Genomic DNA, 23,311 nt, shown 5'->3' with positions numbered 1-23,311 from the left:
CTAGCTGCAAACCCTAGTACCGCAGGGCGGAATTCAAAATTCGTCTTGGAAAGTTTGCCAGGTTGGGAGGAATCGGGTTCACCACTTTGCTTATGCCGGGAAACCCGTCCACCGCAAGTGCTTCACCGCACGCAGCTTTCCGCAAAATTCAACAGGCTATTTTAGAATTAGCGATTTCCTGGTGAGTCAGAAAATCGGTTTTCTCTCTCTGTGTTCTCTGTGACTCTGTGGTTAAATTGATCGAGGTTCAGGTAACTACCCGATTTCTACCCGATTTCTGCCCATTATCTCCACTAATGATTGTTAAGCTAAGAATTGAATTAACCTCTATAACACCATACCTTCTCCAAGCTGTTAAAAATAACGAGTTTGGAGAATTTTAATTATTAGGGATAAAATCTGTTTTCCGAAGATTGCCGCAATTTATTTACTGTGATATTTGCAAAATTATTCTAATTGCCGAAAAATAAGAGCATAGCTCGATTAACAGCGAGTGAGCAATATTTAAAATTACAAATTAGCTATTCAGGAGAAAATCTCCTTCCCTAGCCCCTAGTCCCTAGCTCCTAGCCTCTATTTTCAAATTTAGTAATTGGAGTTGCCATGTCTTCTTGGAAAACTATTGATAAAAAACGAACAAAAATTCGGACTTTGCCTAAACTCAACTTTTGGCAAGAAGTTGGTAAAGTAACTGGGGGTACGCTCTTCTCCACTACTGTGTTATCAATCTCTGTGATTTCTGGAGGATTAGTTGGTTTAGCTCTGAGTTTCCAGGACTTACCAGATGTGAGACAATTGCGCAACTTTTTTCCCTCAGAAACAACATATATTTATGATATTCAAGGTAAACTTTTAGCCCAGATACACGGAGAAGCTAATCGGGAAGTAGTAACTCTAAATAACATTTCTCCCCATTTAAAAAGAGCAGTATTAGCTAGTGAAGACAGCCACTTTTACGAGCATCGTGGTATTCATCCTCCTGGTATTGGACGAGCCGCATTAGTTAATTGGACAGCTGGGGGCGTGCGCGAGGGTGGTTCGACAATCACTATGCAGTTAGTAAAAAATCTCTTTTTATCTCCACAACGTGCTGTGACGCGAAAAGTTGCGGAAGCAGTATTAGCAATTCGCTTAGAGCAAGTTTTGAGTAAAGATGAGATTTTAGAAATGTACCTCAATCAAGTTTATTGGGGTCACAATAACTATGGTATACAAACAGCCGCACGTACTTACTTTAACAAATCAGCAGCTTATTTAACCCTGGGTGAATCAGCAATGTTGGCTGGTTTAATTCAAGCTCCAGAAGAATATAGCCCCTTTGTGAATATGAAACTGGCAAAACAACAACAAAAAGAAGTTTTGGGGCGAATGTTGCAATTAAATTGGATTAGCCAACAAGAATATAATCTTGCTTTGAAAGAACCAATTAAATTAGGGAAAATTAGGTCTTTTCAAGGTAGCGCTTTACCTTATGTAACTAATACTGTATCCCAAGAAATTGTCAAAAAATTTGGGCGAGAAGCACTGCTGAAAGGAGGAATGCGGATACAAACTACAGTAGATACCAATTTCCAAAAAATGGCAGAAACAACCATTCAAAAATGGCATCGTACCTTAAAAAATCGAGGCTTATATAACAATCAAATGGCCTTGGTGGCAATCGATCCTCGGACTCACTTTATTAAAGCATTAGTTGGTGGTGTAGATGCCAAAAAGAGCGAATTTAACCGCGCTACTCAAGCACAACGTCAGCCAGGATCTGCTTTTAAACCTTTTGTATTTTATGCTGCTTTTGCTAGTGGTAAATTCACGCCTAATTCAACAATTCTAGATTCTCCTGTGAGTTATCGAGATGGTAGCGGTTGGTATTACCCGCGCAATTACGATAATAGTTTTATGGGCGCAATCTCAATTCGTACTGCTATGTCCCTGTCACGAAATATTCCCGCTATCAAGCTGGGCAAATCTGTAGGGATGAATAAAGTGATTGAAACTTGCCGGACTTTAGGAATTATGAGTCCCATGATTCCGGTGAGTTCTTTACCACTAGGGGCAATTGGGGTGACACCACTAGAAATGGCTAGTGCTTATGCCACTTTTGCTAATTATGGTTGGCAATCACCAGCGACGATTATTGTCCGCGTGACTGATAGTAGTGGTAATGTGTTGCTAGATAATACTCCTAAACCAAAACAAGTTCTCGATCCTTGGGCATCAGCTGCCACTTTAGATGTGATGCAGACGGTAATAAATCAAGGAACTGGTAAAAGCGCAGCTATCGGCCGTCCTGTTGCGGGGAAAACGGGTACAACTTCCTCAGAAAAGGATATTTGGTTTATTGGTACTGTACCGCAGTTAACAACCGCCATTTGGGTAGGAAGGGACGACAACCGACAATTAGCGCGTAGCGCTACTGGTGGCGGTACGGTGGCTCCTATCTGGCGTGATTTTATGCAGCAGGCGCTTGCAGGTGAACCAGTCGAAAGATTTCAGCCAACTTCTAAGTTTCCTCGCCCTAAAGCAAATTGAAAATCATAAACATTGTTCTTAGTGTTTTAATTTAGCAAGATTCTAGAAATGCGGATTTTGGTAGTCGAAGATGATGTGCAACTAGCAGAGATGCTTATGGAAGCTCTAACTGACCGTCAATATGTGGTAGATGTAGCCCAAGACGGTGAAGCAGCATGGGATTTTATTAAGGGGTTGGAATATGACTTAGTGGTATTAGATATTACCTTGCCTAAGTTAGATGGTGTCAGTTTTTGTCAACGTTTGCGATCGCATAATCGTAGTCTGCCTGTTTTAATGTTAACAGCACGCGATACCCTCGCTGACAAAGTTACCGGGCTAGATGCAGGTGCCGATGACTATATGGTCAAACCTTTTGAAATGCCAGAGCTAATGGCTCGGATTCGCGCCCTATTGCGCCGCAATCAAAGTGCTAGTTCTTTCTCAGACTTGAGTTGGGGCGATTTGCATTTAAATTCCAGCACTTATGAAGTCAACTATGCTACACACCCCTTACATCTAACACCAAAAGAATTTGCTTTGCTCGAACTCATGGTTTCTAGCGGTAGGCGGGTACTCAGTCGCACAGGAATTATTGAGCGTATTTGGTCACTTAATGACCCACCCAGTGAAGAAACAGTGAAATCTCATATTAAGAGTTTACGTAATAAACTCCGAGAAGCAGGCGCACCTGATGATTTGATTGAGACAGTTCATGGACTAGGATATCGCCTCAAGCAGCTGTAAATAACTAACCGATTTCTCCCCGATATTTACCCGTAATCTCTACAACTAATTGTTAGACTTGCAGTAAGAATAACTCCTTTGGGAACACCATTATTTCTCCAAACAATTTTTACAATTGCGTTTGGAGATTTTAATTATTCTTAACAATTCAAAATTCAAAATTCAAAATTCAAAATTAAAGACATTTTCAGTCGGGGATTTAAACCCCGACTGAAAATGATACTACGTATAGACGTAGGGGTCTTAAACCCTTTTATGTACGATAAATATTTTTCATAAAAAATAGCAATCCTAGATGAGTTACAAACGGGAGCATCCCAAATGTGCAAAAACGCCCTCACCCTATAAGGGTGGGGCTAGAAATACGAAGCCTGCCTTCGCAACCTATCAAACTTTTAGCCTGCGAAGGCAGGCTTTGTTGGTATAGCAATACCCTAGAAGGGTATTGCGTCAAAATTGGGATGCTCCCTTGTCCCCTTTGTTCTTGCTATTACTTCGGGATAGGTAAAACTTTTTGTAAATTTTCTCCCAACATATATAGTTGGTTATAAGCTTGGGCGAGCCGTTCGCCATCGACAACAACCTCATTTGTGGGGTAGTTTTGAATGATTTCAATTAATGAAACTTTGCTGTCTTGACTAGCAGATAAAACTATAGCTGAACGTAAAGCCTGTCGATTTGCTTGTCCTGAAGGCGTACCTACTGATTGACCAATTCTATCTAATAAAAATTCGCCTATTGGATTATTTAATACTCGATCTAAGACAACAGGATTAGCATTTACCTCTTGCGCTAAGATGTTACGTACTGTTTTTGGATCTTGACCTGTACGATTCAGGTAGAAATTTAAACTTTGGGAAACTTCCCCGGTTTTGGCAAATTGAGTTAATTCATCAACAGAGACAGAAGGACGAAAAATACCATATTTTAAGGTAACTTTCTCGGCAGCGATCGCACTGTGAGTGTAAAGTAAAGTCACAACACTTGCGAATATGTTGATTGTTTTGTGAACTCTGCCCATCTGCATCCTTGAATAACCAGTTTTCGCCATCAAAAAGCCTCTGCTAATTAGCAGCTTGATTTATTTTATGCGTAACGACTAATATGTCACAACTTCTTAACAGAGGCTATAGCTTTAGTAGGCTCTGCGAGTAAAAGTGTAGTACAGCCATAGACAAATAATGGCACCAATAACTGAGACAATCAAACCACCAATACTAAATCCTGCGGAGGTTAAGGCTAAAGTTCCCGTGGTTAACAAAGTATATATGCTACCACCAATAAACGCACCCACAATTCCCAACAGGATTGTGCTGATAATGTTACCCCCTTGTTGTCCGGGATAAATCATTTTGGCGATCGCACCTGCAATTAGTCCTAAAACGATCCAAGCAAGAATATTCATCAATTCTCTCCTTTAACACAATATTTCTTTGTCCGGCAATTTTTTTCAAAAAAGTACTAGCTGTCTTTTTAGCTACCTACAGAATATGCTGCTATCAAGACACCTAACACTATCTAAAGTAATAAAACCCACCGCAGCAAATTCAACATGCCAAAACTATTTGATTAAGCAATAGGATATATTTTTTTGGATAATCAAGTAGTCGTTTTCATTGTGAATCTAGGTATTGGTTGTTCAGGTGCATTTCCCTTGACAATCTGCTTAATGTTTACCTTAATCCCGTATTCTGGGCGGAGTGTAATTGAGGGTTGGGGTACAATGGGGAACCCTGGCACTAATTCAACTTGAAAACGTTGAGCAATGGTAGCCAATAATAAAGCTGCTTCCATTTGCGCAAAGCCTTTACCAATACATATCCGGGGGCCATCACCAAAAGGAAAATATACGCCTCTAGGTAATTGCTTCTCAAATTCTTCTGTCCAGCGTTCTGGTTGAAAAACTTCGGGATTTGGGAAATATTTAGGATGGCGATGCATTACCCACTGACTAATCATAATTGTTGTTCCTTGGGCAATTTCATAGTCACCAATGGTGGTGTCTTCCGCCGCTTCCCTTCCTATCAAAGACACTGGCGGATATAACCGCATCGATTCTTTAATTACTTGCTGGGTGTAAGTTAAGCGAGATAAATCTTGAATGGTGGGTAAATTTCCTTGCAGAACTTCATTTAACTCCGCCAAAAGTTTAGCTTGCACTTCTGGGTGTTGCGATAACAACATCCATGTCCAGGATAAAGTATTAGCTGTAGTTTCATGACCTGCCAGCATTAAAGTTGCGACTTCATCACGCAGCAACTTATCGTTCATTTGTTCTTGAGTTTCCTCGTCCCGCGCTTCCATCAGCATGGATAGCAAATCGTTGGTTTTTTCGCCACTCTGACGGCGATCGCTGATAAGTTGATAAATAGCTGCATCCATTTCCGCCACAGCATGACGATAGCGAATATTTTCCGGCCTGGGAAACCATTCCCAAACTAAAAAATTCTGTCGTCGTTTGCTTTCAAACCAATGCATTGTCACATCTAAAGCATTAGCCACAACTTTGGCTTCACCAGCATCCACATCAGCGTTAAAGATGCACTTCATGACAATCGCCAAAGTCAGCCGCATCATATCTGCATGAATATCGTGAACCTCGCCATCTTGCCAACTTTGCAACATGCGGTTGGTATAGTCTACCATTGTTTCCCCATATTCATTAATTCGCCTTTGGTGAAACACCGGTTGCGCTAGACGACGCTGCGATAACCAAGATTCTCCTTCTGCTGTTAATAACCCTTCACCTAGTAGAGTTTTTAATACCCGAAAGCCGCGACTTTTAATAAAAGTTTCGCGATTTTTGAGAACTTCTTCAATATATTCTGGATTAGTTAGTACACAAGAAGGTGTTAAACCTAAACGTAACGGGACAATATCACCATAATCGCGACAACGAGTCAAAAAACCTAATGGATCTTCTCCGAGTTCTACTAAATGTCCGACCATCGAGTTAATTGGTGGTGCGGGTAATTCAAAAATATCTTGCGCCATCCAGAGATTCTCCACGCTAATCTGTCTTTTTGCAGATTAATCAACTTATAAATATAATTCCTCATCAAAAGGAGTGATTTCTGGCTGTAAATGGTGAATCTTAGGTATTATCTTTGAGAAATACAGCAGATTGCCAGTTAGTGAGGTAGAGATTATCGTTGATTGTAGGGGCACTGGCACTGCCATGCCCCGAAGCGCGTACCTCATGTACCTGAAATATGCTGTAAATGTAGTAGCGCGGCAAGCTGAAAATGTTGGGTTTAAAAGCAAAGCTGTTTGTCGCTAGCAGCCAATGTGCATTTTATCCCTACGTTAGCATTGTGCAGCAAAGAGAAGCTTCAAAGTTATCATGTTTGCTGTGCTACTTGCTGGACTTGTGCAACATCTAAATCTAAAGCCTGTGCTATTTGTTCAACAGTTAAACCCAGTGCTAAAAACTTAGGTACAGCTTCTAATTTTGCTTCCAAACGTCCTTCTTGTTTACCTATTTGTTCACCTTCTTCTCTAGCTTCTTGATAAACCCGTGTTTGCTTGAGTTCACTTAAACCAAACATTGCTTCTATCTCCTCTCGACTCATTTGCGGGAATTTATAAACTAGAATTGTCTCAATCAATTCTAGTAATTGTTTTTGTGGTAGTTGCAAATTAACGGCTTGCTGGGTGCGGTTGATTAATTCCCTGGCTATGTTAATTGCTGTATCTTCCCCTTCTATTACTAATTTTATCGTAGCAATACCTAGCGGTAGAGATGCAGATTCGCCTAATTCATCTAAGTAAATTATACTGATACGCTGGCTTTGGAATAATTCTAAAAAATGTTCTTTATCCCCGATAAAGGTTAGAAGAAATTAAAAAAACTCAAGAGGAAGAACAACAATGAATTCTCACTACACAATAATTATTCAGTGGTCTGATGAAGATGAGTGTTTTGTGGTCAGTCTTCCTGAATGGGGAGAATTTTGTCATACTCATGGCGATACCTATGAAGAAGCTTTGAAAAATGCTCAGGAAGTTTTAGAAATGCTAATTGAATCTTCTTTAGCAGATGGTCAACCTTTACCAGAGCCAAAAACACTAGAAAAGGCATTTAATGTGGCATAAGGGACTTACAAATCAAAAATAACCCAATTGTAGGGGCACGGCACCGATTAAATCTCTGTTTTACCGAAAGTCTATAGAAGCCGTGCCCCTACTTGTCGGATAATTTATTTTCAGGAATTCTCTAAAATGAATCGCTAAGGTTCGCGCCGCAAGTACTGTATCACTAATAATTACAAAAAAATGTGCGATCGCATCCTTTACTGGGCATTCTATACTTAGCATCTATAGCTACTAAAACCTAGAAATACCTCAGTAATACTACGATGGCATATCAAAACATTACAGGCTCTCTTTCACCCCAAGATATCCAAGAAATTAAGACTGCACTACAGACTATCCAAAAAAAGCTACCGTTTTTAGTCACTCTCAGCAATGAAGAACGGCGTAGGTTGTTAAAAATGGGTGATAAAAGTCTCGCTTTTGTTAATAATAGCGTTACGGCTGCTCAGTCGAACCGTGATATTCTTCCAGCCAGTTTTGATGTTGAGGAACTTATTCAAGATTATCAATTAGCCACTGCACTCACGGAAGTTTTAACTTCTATGCGCCAAATTACTGAACAAGTAGATGATACTCTACTGGCAGTCGGTAGTGAAGCGATGAGTAGCAGTTTAACTGTTTATGACTATGTAAAAACAGCCGCGAAAAAGACTCCAGGTTTAAAAACTGTGGCTCAACAATTAGGCGAACGCTTCAAAGCTATCAAAGGTAGATCGCCTAAAGTTACATCTAGTTAGTAATTATAGGGTTTTCTGTAGGGACACGGCAATGCCGTGTCCTACACCTCGCGATATGTGTTTTGCTATAATCAAACCTCGTTAATGAAGTTCGGAAGTTCTTTAATAAGGTTCAGAAGCTCATTAATGAGGCTCGGAAGTTCTTTAATGAGGCTCGGAAGTTCTTTAATGAGGCTCAGAAGCTCGTTAATGAGGCTCAGAAGCTCGTTAATGAGGCTCAGAAGTTCTTTAATGAGGTTCAGAAGCTCGTTAATGAGGCTCAGAAGTTCTTTAATGAGGTTCAGAAGTTCTTTAATGAGGTTCAGAAGCTCCTTAAGCAATCAAAGGGTGAGTTGATTGTGGCGAGAAATGCGATCGCTTATCCATGAGCATTATATTTTACAGCATCTTCCTGTAAATAGACCACGCTGTAGGGGCACGGCACTAGTAAAATTATTGTATGTACCAAAAGATTGTCGGTGCCGTGCCCCTACGACAGATGTGGTTTAAATAGGTGAAAACTGCTGTAATGAACCGCCAAGTGCGCCAAGTGCGCCAAGGAAGATGAGTGCAGAGTCTTTGGTGTATGCTGTGCATATAGAGAGCATCCCACATGTGCGAAAATCCCCTCACCCTAAAAGAATGCTGTTGGTGAATTAGGAGTACAATTTTTCACCGCGAGCGAAATCCCGCCGTCACCCTATAAGGGTGCGGCTAATCAAACAAAGCCTCTTTTAGAGGCTTGGTAACGATAGCCCCAGGCTTCTAGCCTGCGGGCGGTATGTCGGGTAAGGCACAGAAGAATCTAGATCGCCATTGAGAACTAATACCCACCATTCGCCAACTGTATTCTCAAAGATTAGTGCAGAGTCTTTGGTGTATGCTGTGCATATATGCGTTGCGGCGCGAGTTAAAATATAAGTCTGGACAACTCAATTGTGGGAAAAAGTATACATATTTACAGACAGTAAATCCTAAGAGAAAATTAAGAAATTAAGTTTTTCCCCTAGCAAAATAATAAAATAAGAAAGGTAACTGGGAATACAGATATGCCATAGGTTGCCCTACTTACTTTACATTAATTAGCGTTTGAGTACAGCTTAATATATCGCAAAATAAGCTCGATAAATGATTGCGAAGTATTACAGGCTGGGGGTTTGGTGATGAGTACAGGAATGCTGAACCCCCTACCTCATAAATACTAGTACCCCTAACGGAAAATACCAGTACCCCTACCCCCAGATAAATTTGAAATTGCGCTGTCATGGGTGTTACAGGGTTTGAGTACAAGTATAATCAATCCAATAAATTCAATGGGCATCGGCTAAACTGTCCTATTTGAAGCTGCCTGATATAAGCAGAAAAATAGCACATGGCTTTTTCAACCAGAAAGTACCGATGCAACAGTCATTAAATAGTATCAGAAATCCCAAAACTGCTACCAAGCCGGATTCTGCAAATACCTCCTTGCTGAAAAATCTACTCTCTGGCGATTTGTTTGAGCCATTATTGAGTGATTTCCGTATTATCTTTGAGCGCGATCCCGCAGCGCGTAATTGGCTAGAGGTAGTCTTTTGCTACCCTGGATTACACGCAATCTGTTTACATCGTCTAGCTCACTGGTTACACCGTCGCCGGGTAGTTTTCATTCCCCGCTTGATTTCCCATCTGGGAAGGTTTTTCACGGGTATTGAAATTCATCCTGGTGCAGAAATTGGCAAAGGTGTATTTATCGATCACGGAATGGGTGTAGTCATTGGCGAAACTGCAATTGTTGGTGACTATACGCTAATTTATCAAGGTGCGACTCTGGGTGGAACCGGCAAGGAAAGCGGTAAACGCCATCCAACTATCGGCGCAAACGTGGTTATCGGAGCCGGAGCCAAAGTTTTAGGTAATATTCAAATTGGCGATCGCGTTCGGGTTGGCGCAGGTTCAGTTGTTTTGCGCGATGTCCCTTCCGATTCTACCGTAGTTGGGATTCCAGGGCGGGTTATTTCTCGCAAACAAGGCGAACCCCTAGAACATGGTAAACTCCCCGATGTCGAAGCCAGCGTCATGCGTTCCTTGCTTTCCCGCATCGAGCAATTAGAACAACAACTGCAAGAATTAAAACTCAAAAGTCCAGAGTCAAAAGTCCACAGTCAACAGTCAACAGTCCAAAGTCAAAAGTAGAGATTTTCTTAACTATTGACCATTGACCATTGACTATTGACAACAGTCCAGAGTCAACAGTCCACAGTCCAAAGTCAAAAGTAGAGATTGTTTTAACTATTGACCATTGACCATTGACTATTGACAAAAGTCCAGAGTCAACAGTCAACAGTCCAAAGTCAAAAGTAGAGATTTTCTTAACTATTGACCATTGACCATTGACCATTGACAAATGACCAATGACCAATGACAAATGACCAAGGACAATTATAAATGTTATCCCCTAGTAGTTCTGACTTTCTAGGCGATCGCGTATTGCATATTCCCCTAAGCGATCGCTGGCGTATTTATCACCGCTTACAAGAATTAGGGATTGAATGTTCTTGTCAACCTGATGGTTCTTTGCTGGTACGAGTAGATAGTCTGCAAACAGCAATCCTAGTTCGCAGTACTTTAATCCAATTTCTCGCGTCCCGTCAACAATTGGTAGATTGGTTAGAACATTGTTGGCACTATCAGCCTGAATCTTAAGCACAAACTACCATCTCGCCGAAAATCTCAACTTAATAAAAGAGATTTTGTCAGGATAATTGATAATTTTTGCAGATATGCATAATCTGCTCGGAGAATTGGAAGTAGAAGTTACTGTTCCCTAAGCAATTTTATTGCAGACTGAGGAAGTAATATCAATTCTCTCCCTGACGGCGACAGATGCAACCGCACCAAACCTAAATTAAATCTGAAGCCTGTTAGTTAATAATTCCGAATTGGTATCACATTTGTTTTGGGGTTATTTTCCATCTGCTAAATCTGAAATTCTCTTGACATATTTTGGCAATTAGAAAATTGAAGTTGCAAATGTAGAGTTGTGATTTTTAATTTTCCAGCTTTGCCCCTATCTAAAATAGTAAAGTCCGCTTATGGTAATTCGCAACAGCGAGAAACAATTCCTTACTTTTTTGCATAATGAGCTTGAACTTTCCAGTGCTGACATTTCCGTAGCGCTACGACATCAAAAAATAGATAACGGCCCTTTACCAATGCTGCTTTGGCAATATGGACTAGTTAATTTAGAGCAGCTAGAACGGATTTTTGACTGGCTCTATGAGCAAAGTTGACTATTAGTCATTAGTCATTAGTCATTAGTCAACAGTCAACCGTCAACCGTCAACCGTCAACAGTCAACCGTCAACCGTCAACCGTCAACCATTAACGTAAAAAAGAATTTGTAAATGATACAGGAATTTGGTTCTTTCTCATACAGATGACTTGAGTTTTTATGGAGCATAATGAAGAGTCATGAATCATGTCTTTTAAGATTCTTCAGCATTTACCGCCATTTTCTAGAAAATATATAGGCATTTACCATTAGTAGCGATTGCAGACTACCAGGAATGCAGTCCAGAAACAATATTAAGAATAATTCCCATAGTGAGATGTTTGAGATGAGTCAAATCCTAATTAATGACACTACATTACGTGATGGCGAACAAGCAGCAGGTGTTGCTTTTAACTTAGAAGAAAAAGTTGCGATCGCTAAGTTTTTAGACGCCATCGGTGTACCCGAATTAGAAGTCGGGATTCCGGCGATGGGTGAGGAAGAAACACGCGCTATCTCAGCAATTTCTAACTTGGGTTTGCAAGCCAAATTACTCGGCTGGAACCGCGCGGTGATTTCCGATATTAAGGCTTCTCTAGTCTGCGGTTTAGAGCGAGTACATATTGCAATTCCTGTTTCTGGAGTTCAAATCGCTGCTAAATTTCACGGACAATGGCGGGTAAGTCTGCAAAAACTTAAAGATTGTGTCAGCTTTGCCGTTGATAATGGTCTTTGGGTAGCAGTAGGCGGAGAAGATTCTTCAAGAGCTGATGAAAACTTCCTCTTAGACGTAGCATTGTATGCTCAAGAATGGGGTGCATCGCGGTTTCGCTTTTGCGACACTGTAGGCGTTCTTGACCCTTTTACTACCTACAATAAAGTCAAGCGGCTAGCATCAGCCTTGATGATTCCCCTAGAAATCCACACCCACAATGATTTTGGTTTAGCTACTGCTAATGCCCTTGCTGGTATCAAAGCCGGAGCATCTTCAGTAAATACCACAGTCAACGGCTTGGGTGAACGCGCCGGAAACGCCGCTTTAGAAGAAGTCGTCATGGCCGTTAAACGCATTTATGGCGTAGATTTAGGTATTGACACTCCCAGATTACTAGAACTATCTCAACTAGTTGCATCTGCATCAGGTAGCACAGTTCCACCTTGGAAAGCAATTGTTGGCGAAAATACTTTTGCTCACGAATCAGGAATTCATGCGCATGGCGTGTTGCAAAACCCCGTTACCTACGAACCATTTGCACCAGAAGAAGTAGGTTGGGAACGACGGTTAGTAGTTGGTAAACATTCTGGTCGTCATTTAGTATCTAGCGTATTAGAACAGCATGGTATTTATCTTAACTCCCAAGAAGCCCAAACTGTTTTAGACGCAGTACGCCAACAATCTATCGAGAAAAAACGTAGCCTAACTACCGAAGAACTGTTGAATCTAGCCAGAGAACAGAGGTATTCTCATGCAAGATGAAATTGAACTTGACTCACCACCAGCTTTTGAAATCGGCCAAAAAGTCAGATTGCGTAAACTGATTAAAAATGATGGCACATTTCCCGGTCAAGACATCGGCGTAGTTTTAGCCAAAAAAGGAGAAGTTGGCTACGTTGCAAGTATTGGCACATATTTGCAGAGATCCTATATCTATGCTGTGCATTTCTTACATACAGGGTTCGTCATCGGTTGTCGGAAAAAAGAACTAGAATCTGTCGAGGAAATTAATGAAAGTAATGCTACGGAAGAATGATGCCGGTGATTTAGTTGTCTACGTCGCTAAAAAAGATTTAGAAGAAATCGTAGTCAAAGAAACAGACGGCGCTGAGGGGAAAATTCTGACTTTAGCTAACGGCTGGGAATTAGAATTTCGCGATATGCCAGACGAAAACAGTTTACCCCTAACAGTAGAAGCGAGACGACTTGCGTAATATTATTTATGGGGGGAGATAGTAATTGGGGAAGCATCTATCTCTTATATCATTTCCAACTAACTAGTTGATTGCTATAGCTATCTAAGTTTGGTCATTTGTCATTTGTCATTTGTCATTTGTCATTCGTCATTTGATATGGATGATAGACCAATAATTAGGTAATGCTATAGTAATTTAGCTCTGAAGATATCATGTATGTTTAAATATACATAATTTAAACTATTGAGGCAATGCCAAAAGTTGTAATTATTGTTAAATTTAAGGACATGATATAAGCATTGTATTGGACATGATAGCACCCGTTTAGATTCAGGTTGAACTAAGTTTAATTTTGAGTTTAATTTTGAATTGTGAGTTGCTAAACATGGGTGAAAAATATCGGACATTATCGGAATTAAACCTTGAAGGTGAATTCCTGGGTTTTGTTGGCGATGAAGGGAAATTTAAATATTTGCGTTTAGCCATCCCAGCCGGGAATTTGCAAGTAAAAGTTCCCAAAGAATTGCGCGGTGCTTTAGGTTCCACCTTAGTACCTGGAGAACATATCCGCGTTGATGGTGTTAGCCAATTAAACGCGCACACAGGCGAAATCAAATTCAAGGCTTTTCGGGTAAGATCGACTGGTGTTTGTCCCATTGAACATTTACCACCACAAACCAAAGCTAAAATCATGGTTTGTCAAAAAGCTGGTTGTATCAAGCGAGGTGGCAAAGGCTTATTATCAGAATTAGAAAAAACTTTGTGCGATCGCGGTTTAATCGACAAAGTAACAATCGAACATACCGGTTGTCAAAAACGCTGTAGCAGCGCACCTAACTGCGTTGTCAGGATTGGTAAAAAGCAATACAAGAAAGTTCATCCAGAAGCGATCGCATCTTTGTTAGAGAATCACTTAACTTAAGCAAGCAAATATACTTGCTAAATAATACCTAATTGAAGAATTATTGCTACAAATGTAGGTTGGGTTTCGTTCCTCAACCCAACATCCCAACGCCTTGTATATGTTGGGTTTCACTTCGTTCAACCCAACCTACGCATCTGTCGCATTCTTTTTTTAAATTGGTATAAATCATACAGGTGGAAAGGGTAAGCTCCCAGTCCGCCTATTTTCCGTATAAAAGTGTAAGATGCAAATAACTCTGCATTTCCATATTTGTTATGAGCCTAAGCACCGCTAAACGCTTTACCATAGCTGAATATCACCGCCTAGCAGAACTCGGCTTTTTCAAAGAAGGTGAACGAGTTGAGCTAATTAACGGTGAAATAATCAATATGGCAGCAAAAGGTACACTACATTCAGTTTGTCTTACCCGGTTGTCTAGAGAGTTATTCCAGCTTGTTAAAGAACAAGGAACTATTAGAACCCAAGATCCAATTACTATTGCTGACAACAGCGAACCCGAACCCGATTTGGTGATTGCGCGAAATCGTTCAGATGACTATTTAGCGAATCATCCCACCCCATCTGATATTTTACTCTTAATTGAGATTGCTGATTCTTCTTTAAAATATGACCAAGAAATCAAGCTACCCCTTTATGCAGAAGCAGGTATTTCAGATTACTGGATATTTAATTTAGTTGATAATTATTTAGAATGCTACAGTGAACCTTATCAAGCTGCACAAGGTAAATTTGGTTATCGCCGCAAGGTAATTTTTCTAGCTAATGAGTCAGTTAATTTACCAAATTTTCATGATTTATTATTGGAATTATCCAAGATATTTCCTAGTTGATTACAGTAGCGCACCTACTGTGTAGCACGCATTGATAAAAAGCAATATAGGAAAGATCATACAGATGCGATCGCCTCTTTGCTAGAGAATCACTTAACTTAAGTCTCAGCTTCTTGTTATATGTATACATTTCTTCTTAAAGGGTAAAGGTTTTACCCTTTATTTGTTGTGGATATGTTACCTCTGTTGATTGTTTATAACATATCTAAACGTTATAATTGTGCAGTATATAGGAGTCTTAAATATTAGTGAAATCTTTTTGTGTGTAATTTCCCACAGACAAGAGAAGACAAAAGACTTGATAGTTGTCATAACTGAAAGCTGATTTGAAAAGACTTAGTAATTTTTCTTGTCCAGTTCTTTTATTGCGAATTTCGCTTTCTTTCGTGCTTCTTGAAGAGAAATGCGCTTCAGCCATGAAGGTGATGGTATAAATATTGGAAGAATCTGTTTATTTTTTTGCAAAAATAATTTCAATGATTTAATCGCTTTGGGGTCTCCTAATTTTCTAAGTACTTCTGCTACTGTATTTGCAATAGAATATCCATGGTCTTCATTTAGCCGATATTCTAATGCTCTCATGAGAGGCTCTAATGCTCTCAAATCTCCAATCTCACCAAGAATTATAGCTGCTCTTATACGAATTAAGATGTTTTCTTCTTCATTATCTACTTCATATAAAGGTAGATGAAGGGCGTGAATCATTGGTTGTAAAAATCTTGGATCTTTAAAGCGATATAAAATATCAAATATTTTGTCGTCCAGTAAAGCTCTCGATTGAGATAATGCTGTTAATACTGACTCTACTTGGTCAGTAAAGTATTGACGTTCAATTTCAGCAACTTTTTTTACATCTTCGTTTAAATATGAAATCAGATAATTAGATTCCAACGGTTCAACAATATAATAAGCATTTGTTTCATAGCATTCTGCTACTACCATCATGAAGGTTATCAGATTAGGATATTGAAACTTAGGTAGACTTCCACCTCCTAAATGACAGTGCATTATAGGTGAATTTTCATTATTCACAGAATCACCAAAAACAATTAAGTACTCTAAATCATCAGAACCGAAAATTGGAAACCACGGTTTATGACAGTTTTCATCCTCTGGTGAAGTATATTCATTCCTAAATTCCTCAATTTCTTTAGAGGATTTTATCGCTTCTTCCAAAGGTAGAAAGTCAAGTCCAGGAATAAAATTAATATCAAGATGAAAATTTTCATTTTTTGAAAGATTTGAATAATCTATACCATTATGCCACTGGTAAAGTTCATAAACTTCTTGTGGTAAACAGAAAGGTAAATCATGAATTTGAGATTGAATTGCTTCAATTGTTAATCCTGGTTTAAGAAGTAAAGCCACCTCTGGTCTATATTGTTGCAGATGCTTAAAGATTCTTTCTAAAGTTTCTGTGAGAAATGACATCAACCTTACCCAATCTTATCGCTAATAGCTATTTGATTTCTTCAGCTTTAAGGAATATATTTAGACACAACTATTTACGGAGTTGGGACATGATGTCCTCGCCAACGAAGTAACACAGCAGCTTGGGCTTTGCAAAGCATAAAACTGTCAGCTTTGTGACGCAGTTCTATTAGTTCCAACTGCTCTGCCTCTGTAATGTTACCATTAGAGTTACGCTCCAGTAGATAGTTATAGCGCTCCATTTCATCTACTGTTTTATAATTGCGGACAATTTGCCATAAGCTATTGTCATCTAGTTTATCTAAAGCTGCGAGTTCAGCTTGGAATTCTTCTGGTACATCATTCCATTCTGGCGGACTACCCACTTTTAAAGCATGAACAATTACCTCTTCAATGGGGCGACGTTGTGCGTAAGCAGTATTAAGTAAGCGCTGATATAGTATTTCTGGAATTTGCAGCGTAATTGTTTCTGTTGCCATTTTTTAATTACCAACCCATGCCTTAATATTCTTAAAATTACCAGGCAAATGTAAAGCTGTGTCAATCATTCGGGTTTGTTTGTTGCGCTATTTGCTGCACTTGCGCAACATCTAAATCTAACGCCTGTGCTATTTGTTCAACATTTAACCCTAATGCTAAGAGTCTAGGTACAGCTTCTAATTTTGCTTTTTGTTCTCCCTCTTCTATCGCTTCTTGATAAACTCGCGTTTGTTTCAACTCATTTAAGCCAAACATTGTTTCTATCTCCTCTCGACTCATTTGCGGAAATTTATAAACCAAGATTGTTTCTATCAAGGCTAATAACATCTGCTGAGGTAATTGTAAGTTTACAGCTTGCTGAGTGCGGTTGATTAACTCTCTAGCAGTGGTAATTGCTGTATCTTCATCCTCAATGATTAATTTAATAGTAGCAATACCAATTGGTAGCGATGCTACATCACCTAATTCATCTAAATAAATTCTTGTCACGCGCTGACTAGTAATAAATTCGTGACAATCTTGGATTTCTCCTACATCAATACTCCTACTGGCATAAATAATTACACCTCGCCAAATATGCTGAGGTTTATTTTGCCGCAAGTATAAAAAGGCTTCAGAAACTAGACGCAAGTAAATATCTGCGTCTGCTTGAAATTGAACTTCGACAAAATAAATGGGATTGTTTGTAGCTTGAGTGGGAAGAAATACACCATCAATTCTAAAAGCTGTTTGCTTGATTTCAACTGAAGAAAATTGATAGCTGTTAGCGGTTTCGGGAGGGTTACCAATAAGTTCAAAGAAAATACTGGGAACTTCTTGAAATAGACGATAAAAAATGCTGTCAGTTTTCACTGTGAGTTTATCTGGACAATTTTGAGAATGTAATGATGTAGTTTATCCTTATCCTTCTTTGGCAATCAAACCTTCCATTGCTTTTTGTAAATCATTGGTGAAATCTGTAACAGCTTGCTTTGCGCCGGCACGATTAGCTTTATATGTTGGGAATCTTTCAGAAATAGATATCGGTTCGCCTATGGTAATTTTGACTTTTTGCTTACCTAATTGGGGACGACGCAAAGGATCGTTATTACCTTGAATTTTCTTTACCATATCTCTTAACAATAGGGTGGTTTCAGCAAATCTTTCTACTGTGGGTTTATCTTTAACATAGCTACCAGAAACAGCAACAAAACTTTCGACTAATCGCATGTGCCACATTCTGCGGTTGGCTTCTTCGGCAACGCGATCGCCTAAAGCGCGTTCGATGGGCGATAATGATTTCAAATCCTTAAAGTCTTCTCTAAAAATATAATTCCACCCTGCTTGCTCTAATCTGCGACAGCGATCGTTCCAAGCACCTTTAGGCGATAAGTCAAAATACTGCTCTGATATTTGTAAGGCTACATGCATTAAGGCTTGTAAGCGTGCTTTTACAACTTCATTGCGATCGCCTCTTTCCAGATCTGCTATCATCGCTTCTGGCAGCTTTTGATGATAAAAGCGCTTATAGAAGTCTTCCATCAAGGTTAATAAACGTTCTGCTAAAGTCAACAAGCGGGGATATAGTGACTCGATAGTTGCACTATTGCCATTTTCCGAGGGATTTATCGGTAAACCGCTAGCTGCTTCTAATTCGCTCAAAAGTTGCGCGATCGCATTCCAAGGGGCAGCAACGTAACTATATTTAAGCCCAACTGGTACAATTAAAACCTGTTCGGTGCGTCCAGCTTTTTGCAAATCTTCAGCACACCAAAAGCCTAATTGTGCAATACCCGGTTCTAAGGGACTCATAATCTCTGATAACCCATTAGTCGCGCCTTCTGGCGCAGCAGCCATCGGGAAAGTTCCATTGGCGAATAAATCCCGCGCTGAACGTAAACCATTCCAGTCAGCCTTACCGCGCTGGATGGGAGTACCGCCTAAATACGACGCCAGCCAGCCTATATGTTTGCCAGCCCATAGAGGAATACCGCGATCGTAGATAAAATGAGCATGAATGGGAGTTTGGATTTTTATGCCTTGTTCTCGTGCTACTTTCGGTACGAGTTGCGACAGTAAGTAGCCTAAACAAATAGGATCTTCCGTTTTTGGGTGGCGAAATGCTAACAAAAACCGAATCTTACCATCCTGAAACTGACGGTAGAGATCCGCTAAAATTTCTACGTTGTCTGCTTCAATTTGCGTAATCGCTGTTTTCCAGTTAATCAAGCTGGGAAGTAACAAATGCGACAGTTGAAGTAATAAGGGGTTAAACCTCGGCGGAATAAATTCTAGAGGTGGTTGTGCTTGGTAAATTCCAGTAGTCAAGAGATTTTTCTCCTCAAAGTGGCGATTTAAAACAGGCAGAAGGATAAAGGATGAAATTTTATACTTTATACTTCATAACTTCGGACTTCATAATTCACACTTCATAATTCATAATTCATTAAGTGTTTTGGGAAAGGGAATAAACGATGCGACTGTCACAAATGTTATTCGTTACACTGCGGGATGATCCAGCTGATGCGGAAATTCCCAGTCATAAATTATTACTACGTGCAGGTTATATTCGTCGCATCGGGAGCGGTGTTTATGCTTATCTACCACTGATGTGGCGGGTATTACAAAAGGTTTCCCAAATTGTGCGCGAAGAAATGAACGCCACAGGCGCGCAAGAATGTTTGTTACCACAATTACAACCGGCTGAGTTATGGAAAGAGTCGGGAAGGTGGGATACTTATACCAAAGCTGAGGGAATTATGTTCTCCCTCATCGACAGACGGGAGCAACAATTAGGCTTAGGCCCCACCCACGAGGAAGTAATTACAACGATCGCGCGTGATATGATTCGCTCGTACCGTCAGCTACCATTGCATCTCTACCAAATTCAAACGAAATTCCGCGATGAAATTCGTCCCCGCTTTGGTTTGATGCGCGGACGAGAATTTATCATGAAGGACGGTTATTCCTTCCACGTGGATGAAGATAGCCTCAAAGCCACTTACCAAGATATGTACCAGGCTTACAGCAACATGCTGCGCCGTTCTGGTTTGGCTTTCCGCGCCGTTGAAGCTGACTCCGGCGCAATTGGCGGTTCTGGTTCCACAGAATTTATGGTACTGGCGGATGCGGGAGAAGATGAAGTTCTTTACACCGAAGATGGAAAATACGCCGCTAACGTAGAAAAAGCGGTATCTTTACCAGCAGATGCGGTAGCTTCAGCGTTTACCACCTACGAAAAACGCGAAACACCGGGAAGCGAAACCATTGAAACAGTTTGTAAATTTCTCAACTGTTCTCCTACCCAAGTGGTGAAGAATGTTCTTTACCAGACAGTTTATGACAACGGTAAAACAGTATTAGTTTTAATTAGCATCCGTGGCGATCAAGAAGTTAATGAAGTCAAATTACAAAATGAATTGACAAAATTAGCTGCTAATTATGGCGCAAAAACTATTATCGCTTTGACTGTACCCAATGCGGAAGCGCAACAAACATGGGCAGCAAAATCTCTACCTTTAGGCTATATTGCCCCTGATATTGCTGATGAGTATATCAAAGGCGATAAACAAGTACATCCGCAATTTTTGCGCTTAGTCGATAAAACCGCAGTTGAATTAAAGAACTTCGTCACAGGCGCAAACGAAGCTGGTTATCACGTAGTGGGTGCGAATTGGAGCGAGCAATTTAAATTACCTGAGTTGGTAGTAGATATTCGCAAAGCCAGACCAGGCGATCGCGCTTTACACAACCCAGAGCAAACCCTACAAAGCGCTAGAGGTATCGAAGTCGGGCATATCTTCCAATTGGGTACAAAGTATTCTGTAGCGATGGGTGCAACTTATACCAACGAACAAGGGGAAGAAAAACCTTTAGTTATGGGTTGTTATGGTGTGGGCGTGTCACGGTTGGCACAATCAGCCGTAGAGCAATCTTACGATAAAGATGGAATTATCTGGCCAGTGGCGATCGCCCCTTATCATGCAATCGTTACAATTCCTAACATTAAAGATGCTCAACAAGTAGAAATCGCCGAAAAACTCTACAAAGAACTAAATCAAGCCGGAATTGAAACCTTACTCGATGACCGCGACGAACGGGCAGGAGTAAAATTCAAAGATGCCGATTTAATTGGTATACCTTACAGAATCGTCACCGGCAGAGCGATCGCTAACGGTAAAGTAGAAGTAGTCCAAAGAGCCACTCGTCAATCCCAAGAAATTGACATTCCAGAAGTCGTAAGTACAATCAAACAGTGGATTGCAGCTGCGATAGAAAATTAGGGTTGTGGACATGGGGCATGGGGCATAGGGCATAGGGCATCGAAATTAGGGAACAGAACAAACTGAAATGTAGGTTTGGTTGAGGCAAAAAACACACGATTAGCGTTACTTGCTTAAGTTGCGCTACCCTTAACCCAACCTACTTTTTTGTTTTTAAATACACACATTTGTCTTCTTGTCAACAATCTATTTCCCCCTTCCCTTGTCCTCCTCCCGTGCCCAATGCCCAATGCCCAATGCCCATCTTTAGATCCGTGACGTAATAGAAGACCGAAATTAAAATTAAGGTAGTCCCTGCGGAAAGAGACATGGCGGCATTGTTGTTATAGATAGCCATCCTCTAGGTGTTTGGAAACTCCCCTTTTATTAAGTATCGTCTTAAATCAGGCTGCTCTTCCCACACATAATATCTCAGCCCTCAGTCAAGCAGGTTTTAAATATGAAAAACCAACAAGGATCTAGCCGGAATTCTTCAGGTGTCGTAGCAGCTGTCTCAGCAGCAGTAGTAGCAGTTAGTGGTGGTGTTGCTTGGCTTACTTGGCAATCCAACACCCCGACACCGCCTCCATCTTCTCAAACATTAAATCAGCCAGGAAGGAGCATTACTGCACAGCCTAATCAAGAGCAAACTGCTAATGTTTATTGGCTCAAAGATAATGGTAAAAGTTTAGAATTGGCTCCTCAACCAGTTAAAATAGCTGCTGCTCAACCAAATCAAGTCTTAGAAAAAGCTTTTGAAAGTTTATTAGCAGGCCCAACCGAAGGTTCAGATTCTACTACCATCCCCAAAGGTACTAAGTTGTTGGGTTTGACTGTTAACAATGATGAAATTCGCGTTAATTTATCTGAAGAATTTACCAGTGGCGGTGGTAGTAGCTCGATGGTAGGGCGTGTAGGACAAGTTGTCTACACTGCGACTACTGTAAAACCTAATGCCAAAGTGTACATTGATGTCAACGGCAAGAAATTGGATGTTTTAGGCGGCGAAGGCGTAGTCTTAGATCAGCCAGTAACCCGTGAAAGCTTTAAGAAAGATTATCCGCTTTAGTCAATGGTCAAGAGTCAATAGTCAATAGTCAATAGTCAATGGTTGTTGGTGATGAGAGAAACAACAACTGACAACTGACAACTGACAACTAACAACTGACAATTGTACAGACGCGATTAATCGCGTCTCTTACATTTTGCTATTTAACACCCTAAAATTATGGGCTTGCTGTTCTAACCTCGTAGCGAGGCGATCGCAAACCCGATTACATAATTCAAAAATCATCTCATCTTCCACCCGGTAGTAGGCGCAAGTTCCTTCACTGCGGCGGCTAAGAATACCTGCTTGCCACATTACCTTCAGGTGTTTGGAGACGTTTGCCTGCGAAGTCTGTGTTGCCTCTACCAACTCTTGTACGCATTTTTCTTCATCTCGTAGTAAGTGCAACAGCCGAAGGCGCATCGGTTCGCTTAACAGACTGAAGTATTCAGCTACTTGTTGCACCACTTCTGGTGGTACAGGCAACACTTGTTTCATCAGGATTAACCCGCAGTACTGAAAAATTTACAATGACTCTACGTCATATATAGATTAATACTTAATCAGGGTTAATTCTCATTAAAGGCTGACCATATTCCACAGGTTCACCATTTTGCACCAAAATTTCCATCACCTGACCGGATACTTCCGCCTCAATTTCGTTCATCAGCTTCATCGCTTCAATGATACAGACCGCTTGACCACTGCGGATGCGATCGCCTACTTCCACAAATGGGGCCTCTCCGGGTGCTGGTGCGCGATAAAACGTACCTACCATCGGGGAGGACACTTCTACTAATCTTTTATCAATTGCTGAGGGAGATCCTGACGACTGCGAGCTAGATCCAGCAGCATTCTCTGTGCTGCGTGTCCCTGCATCTGTGACAGCCGTTGATCCTATCTGGGGTGCAACAGGCGCAACCGATGTTAATCCCACACCAACCACACCGCCTGATGCTGCTTGACCTACTGCCAAACTAATCGCTTTACGTACCGTTAGCTCAAAATCATCGCTTTTGAGCGTGACTTCGGCAATATCTGTTTGGGCAATAGTTGCTAGCAGTTGGCGAATTTCATTAAAGTCCAATGGCACAGTTTTTATTACCTCGACCTGTATCTAAAGAAA

At 40.6% G+C, this 23,311-nt stretch carries 24 protein-coding genes and 1 pseudogene; 14 read left to right on the top strand and 11 right to left on the bottom strand.

Annotation, left to right across the window (positions count from 1 at the left end; all coding sequences use genetic code 11):
- Positions 1 to 603 precede the first annotated feature (603 nt).
- Both H6G08_RS14230 and H6G08_RS14225 read left to right on the top strand, forming a co-directional pair.
- On the top strand, positions 604 to 2,529 hold the full coding sequence (locus tag H6G08_RS14230; protein WP_190543450.1) for a transglycosylase domain-containing protein: 1,926 nt from the start codon (positions 604 to 606) through the stop codon (positions 2,527 to 2,529).
- Positions 2,530 to 2,577: 48 nt separating this feature from the next.
- Positions 2,578 to 3,255 (top strand): response regulator transcription factor, encoded by a 678-nt coding sequence (locus H6G08_RS14225; RefSeq protein ID WP_190543448.1) that lies wholly within the window; start codon positions 2,578 to 2,580, stop codon positions 3,253 to 3,255.
- A 490-nt stretch (positions 3,256 to 3,745) separates the two neighbouring features.
- Here the strand turns inward: H6G08_RS14225 and H6G08_RS14220 are convergent, their stop codons facing one another.
- The 5 genes and pseudogenes from H6G08_RS14220 to H6G08_RS14200 form a co-directional block, all read right to left on the bottom strand.
- On the bottom strand, positions 3,746 to 4,234 hold the full coding sequence (locus H6G08_RS14220; protein ID WP_313941853.1) for an alpha/beta hydrolase: 489 nt from the start codon (positions 4,232 to 4,234) through the stop codon (positions 3,746 to 3,748).
- Between the two features lie 156 nt (positions 4,235 to 4,390).
- Positions 4,391 to 4,660 carry a GlsB/YeaQ/YmgE family stress response membrane protein gene (locus H6G08_RS14215; RefSeq protein WP_190543445.1) on the bottom strand — a complete coding sequence of 90 codons (270 nt, stop codon included), beginning with the start codon at positions 4,658 to 4,660 and terminating at the stop codon, positions 4,391 to 4,393.
- Positions 4,661 to 4,854: 194 nt separating this feature from the next.
- Positions 4,855 to 6,249 (bottom strand): cytochrome P450, encoded by a 1,395-nt coding sequence (locus H6G08_RS14210; protein ID WP_190543442.1) that lies wholly within the window; start codon positions 6,247 to 6,249, stop codon positions 4,855 to 4,857.
- Between the two features lie 100 nt (positions 6,250 to 6,349).
- Positions 6,350 to 6,493: a hypothetical protein gene (locus H6G08_RS14205; RefSeq protein WP_190543439.1), complete on the bottom strand. Its 144-nt coding sequence runs from the start codon at positions 6,491 to 6,493 to the stop codon at positions 6,350 to 6,352.
- A 103-nt stretch (positions 6,494 to 6,596) separates the two neighbouring features.
- Positions 6,597 to 7,076 (bottom strand): annotated as a pseudogene (locus H6G08_RS14200) (Rpn family recombination-promoting nuclease/putative transposase); the annotation flags it as partial.
- A 49-nt stretch (positions 7,077 to 7,125) separates the two neighbouring features.
- Here H6G08_RS14200 and H6G08_RS14195 point away from each other — a divergent pair.
- From H6G08_RS14195 to H6G08_RS14150, 10 genes are all read left to right on the top strand, one after another.
- On the top strand, positions 7,126 to 7,350 hold the full coding sequence (locus H6G08_RS14195) for a type II toxin-antitoxin system HicB family antitoxin (RefSeq protein ID WP_096646371.1): 225 nt from the start codon (positions 7,126 to 7,128) through the stop codon (positions 7,348 to 7,350).
- Between the two features lie 263 nt (positions 7,351 to 7,613).
- Positions 7,614 to 8,087 carry a hypothetical protein gene (locus H6G08_RS14190; protein ID WP_190543436.1) on the top strand — a complete coding sequence of 158 codons (474 nt, stop codon included), beginning with the start codon at positions 7,614 to 7,616 and terminating at the stop codon, positions 8,085 to 8,087.
- Positions 8,088 to 9,464: 1,377 nt separating this feature from the next.
- On the top strand, positions 9,465 to 10,241 hold the full coding sequence (cysE, locus tag H6G08_RS14185) for a serine O-acetyltransferase (RefSeq protein ID WP_190543432.1): 777 nt from the start codon (positions 9,465 to 9,467) through the stop codon (positions 10,239 to 10,241).
- A 252-nt stretch (positions 10,242 to 10,493) separates the two neighbouring features.
- Positions 10,494 to 10,751, top strand: a complete 258-nt coding sequence (locus H6G08_RS14180; RefSeq protein WP_190543430.1) for an Asr1405/Asl0597 family protein — start codon at positions 10,494 to 10,496, stop codon at positions 10,749 to 10,751.
- 389 nt (positions 10,752 to 11,140) lie between these two features.
- The gene (locus H6G08_RS14175) at positions 11,141 to 11,338 is read left to right on the top strand and encodes a DUF2949 domain-containing protein (RefSeq protein WP_096646377.1); all 198 of its coding nucleotides are present in this window, start codon (positions 11,141 to 11,143) and stop codon (positions 11,336 to 11,338) included.
- Positions 11,339 to 11,665: 327 nt separating this feature from the next.
- Positions 11,666 to 12,796: a homocitrate synthase gene (gene nifV / locus H6G08_RS14170; RefSeq protein WP_190543427.1), complete on the top strand. Its 1,131-nt coding sequence runs from the start codon at positions 11,666 to 11,668 to the stop codon at positions 12,794 to 12,796.
- A complete protein-coding gene (locus H6G08_RS14165) occupies positions 12,786 to 13,070 on the top strand; it encodes a nitrogen fixation protein NifZ (RefSeq protein WP_096646379.1) in 285 nt (94 codons plus the stop codon). Before nifV ends, H6G08_RS14165 begins: the two co-directional genes overlap by 11 nt.
- Positions 13,045 to 13,248, top strand: a complete 204-nt coding sequence (gene nifT / locus H6G08_RS14160) for a putative nitrogen fixation protein NifT (RefSeq protein WP_096646380.1) — start codon at positions 13,045 to 13,047, stop codon at positions 13,246 to 13,248. The genes H6G08_RS14165 and nifT overlap by 26 nt, the downstream gene beginning before the upstream one ends.
- Before the next feature lie 367 nt (positions 13,249 to 13,615).
- Entirely contained in the window at positions 13,616 to 14,152 is a 537-nt protein-coding gene (locus H6G08_RS14155) for a (2Fe-2S) ferredoxin domain-containing protein (protein ID WP_190543424.1), read from the top strand.
- A gap of 257 nt (positions 14,153 to 14,409) precedes the next feature.
- Positions 14,410 to 14,985, top strand: a complete 576-nt coding sequence (locus tag H6G08_RS14150) for a Uma2 family endonuclease (RefSeq protein WP_190543422.1) — start codon at positions 14,410 to 14,412, stop codon at positions 14,983 to 14,985.
- A 336-nt stretch (positions 14,986 to 15,321) separates the two neighbouring features.
- On the opposite strand, the gene H6G08_RS14145 is transcribed toward H6G08_RS14150, so the two are convergent.
- The 4 genes from H6G08_RS14145 to H6G08_RS14130 form a co-directional block, all read right to left on the bottom strand.
- On the bottom strand, positions 15,322 to 16,416 hold the full coding sequence (locus tag H6G08_RS14145) for a HEAT repeat domain-containing protein (protein WP_190543419.1): 1,095 nt from the start codon (positions 16,414 to 16,416) through the stop codon (positions 15,322 to 15,324).
- Between the two features lie 74 nt (positions 16,417 to 16,490).
- A complete protein-coding gene (locus H6G08_RS14140) occupies positions 16,491 to 16,895 on the bottom strand; it encodes a hypothetical protein (protein ID WP_190543415.1) in 405 nt (134 codons plus the stop codon).
- A gap of 61 nt (positions 16,896 to 16,956) precedes the next feature.
- Positions 16,957 to 17,748: an Rpn family recombination-promoting nuclease/putative transposase gene (locus tag H6G08_RS14135; protein WP_190543412.1), complete on the bottom strand. Its 792-nt coding sequence runs from the start codon at positions 17,746 to 17,748 to the stop codon at positions 16,957 to 16,959.
- 48 nt (positions 17,749 to 17,796) lie between these two features.
- Positions 17,797 to 19,203, bottom strand: coding sequence for a 1-acyl-sn-glycerol-3-phosphate acyltransferase (locus H6G08_RS14130; RefSeq protein WP_190543409.1), 1,407 nt, complete (start codon positions 19,201 to 19,203; stop codon positions 17,797 to 17,799).
- Between the two features lie 146 nt (positions 19,204 to 19,349).
- Here H6G08_RS14130 and H6G08_RS14125 point away from each other — a divergent pair, with 146 nt between their 5' ends.
- Both H6G08_RS14125 and H6G08_RS14120 read left to right on the top strand, forming a co-directional pair.
- Positions 19,350 to 21,158 (top strand): proline--tRNA ligase, encoded by a 1,809-nt coding sequence (locus H6G08_RS14125; RefSeq protein ID WP_190543406.1) that lies wholly within the window; start codon positions 19,350 to 19,352, stop codon positions 21,156 to 21,158.
- Positions 21,159 to 21,597: 439 nt separating this feature from the next.
- Positions 21,598 to 22,206, top strand: a complete 609-nt coding sequence (locus tag H6G08_RS14120) for a GerMN domain-containing protein (RefSeq protein ID WP_190543403.1) — start codon at positions 21,598 to 21,600, stop codon at positions 22,204 to 22,206.
- A 129-nt stretch (positions 22,207 to 22,335) separates the two neighbouring features.
- Here H6G08_RS14120 and H6G08_RS14115 read toward each other — a convergent pair whose 3' ends face one another.
- Both H6G08_RS14115 and accB read right to left on the bottom strand, forming a co-directional pair.
- Entirely contained in the window at positions 22,336 to 22,683 is a 348-nt protein-coding gene (locus tag H6G08_RS14115) for an ArsR/SmtB family transcription factor (protein WP_096646392.1), read from the bottom strand.
- A 61-nt stretch (positions 22,684 to 22,744) separates the two neighbouring features.
- A complete protein-coding gene (gene accB, locus H6G08_RS14110) occupies positions 22,745 to 23,278 on the bottom strand; it encodes an acetyl-CoA carboxylase biotin carboxyl carrier protein (protein ID WP_190543400.1) in 534 nt (177 codons plus the stop codon).
- Positions 23,279 to 23,311: the final 33 nt, after the last annotated feature.

Origin of the sequence: Calothrix anomala FACHB-343, from assembly GCF_014696435.1 — a bacterium.
In the GTDB taxonomy this organism is placed as follows: Bacteria; Cyanobacteriota; Cyanobacteriia; order Cyanobacteriales; family Nostocaceae; genus Aulosira; species Aulosira anomala_A.
This window is presented reverse-complemented; position numbering and strand designations above follow the sequence as displayed.

Excerpts from the sequence above, each read along its gene's own strand:
- H6G08_RS14230 (WP_190543450.1), top strand. The coding sequence starts at position 604 with ATGTCTTCTTGGAAAACTATTGATAAAAAACGAACAAAAATTCGGACT.
- H6G08_RS14225 (WP_190543448.1), top strand. The coding sequence starts at position 2,578 with ATGCGGATTTTGGTAGTCGAAGATGATGTGCAACTAGCAGAGATGCTT.
- H6G08_RS14215 (WP_190543445.1), bottom strand. The coding sequence starts at position 4,660 with ATGAATATTCTTGCTTGGATCGTTTTAGGACTAATTGCAGGTGCGATC.
- H6G08_RS14210 (WP_190543442.1), bottom strand. The coding sequence starts at position 6,249 with ATGGCGCAAGATATTTTTGAATTACCCGCACCACCAATTAACTCGATG.
- H6G08_RS14195 (WP_096646371.1), top strand. The coding sequence starts at position 7,126 with ATGAATTCTCACTACACAATAATTATTCAGTGGTCTGATGAAGATGAG.
- H6G08_RS14190 (WP_190543436.1), top strand. The coding sequence starts at position 7,614 with ATGGCATATCAAAACATTACAGGCTCTCTTTCACCCCAAGATATCCAA.
- cysE (WP_190543432.1), top strand. The coding sequence starts at position 9,465 with ATGCAACAGTCATTAAATAGTATCAGAAATCCCAAAACTGCTACCAAG.
- H6G08_RS14180 (WP_190543430.1), top strand. The coding sequence starts at position 10,494 with ATGTTATCCCCTAGTAGTTCTGACTTTCTAGGCGATCGCGTATTGCAT.
- H6G08_RS14175 (WP_096646377.1), top strand. The coding sequence starts at position 11,141 with ATGGTAATTCGCAACAGCGAGAAACAATTCCTTACTTTTTTGCATAAT.
- nifV (WP_190543427.1), top strand. The coding sequence starts at position 11,666 with ATGAGTCAAATCCTAATTAATGACACTACATTACGTGATGGCGAACAA.
- H6G08_RS14165 (WP_096646379.1), top strand. The coding sequence starts at position 12,786 with ATGCAAGATGAAATTGAACTTGACTCACCACCAGCTTTTGAAATCGGC.
- nifT (WP_096646380.1), top strand. The coding sequence starts at position 13,045 with ATGAAAGTAATGCTACGGAAGAATGATGCCGGTGATTTAGTTGTCTAC.
- H6G08_RS14155 (WP_190543424.1), top strand. The coding sequence starts at position 13,616 with ATGGGTGAAAAATATCGGACATTATCGGAATTAAACCTTGAAGGTGAA.
- H6G08_RS14150 (WP_190543422.1), top strand. The coding sequence starts at position 14,410 with ATGAGCCTAAGCACCGCTAAACGCTTTACCATAGCTGAATATCACCGC.
- H6G08_RS14145 (WP_190543419.1), bottom strand. The coding sequence starts at position 16,416 with ATGTCATTTCTCACAGAAACTTTAGAAAGAATCTTTAAGCATCTGCAA.
- H6G08_RS14140 (WP_190543415.1), bottom strand. The coding sequence starts at position 16,895 with ATGGCAACAGAAACAATTACGCTGCAAATTCCAGAAATACTATATCAG.
- H6G08_RS14125 (WP_190543406.1), top strand. The coding sequence starts at position 19,350 with ATGCGACTGTCACAAATGTTATTCGTTACACTGCGGGATGATCCAGCT.
- H6G08_RS14120 (WP_190543403.1), top strand. The coding sequence starts at position 21,598 with ATGAAAAACCAACAAGGATCTAGCCGGAATTCTTCAGGTGTCGTAGCA.
- H6G08_RS14115 (WP_096646392.1), bottom strand. The coding sequence starts at position 22,683 with ATGAAACAAGTGTTGCCTGTACCACCAGAAGTGGTGCAACAAGTAGCT.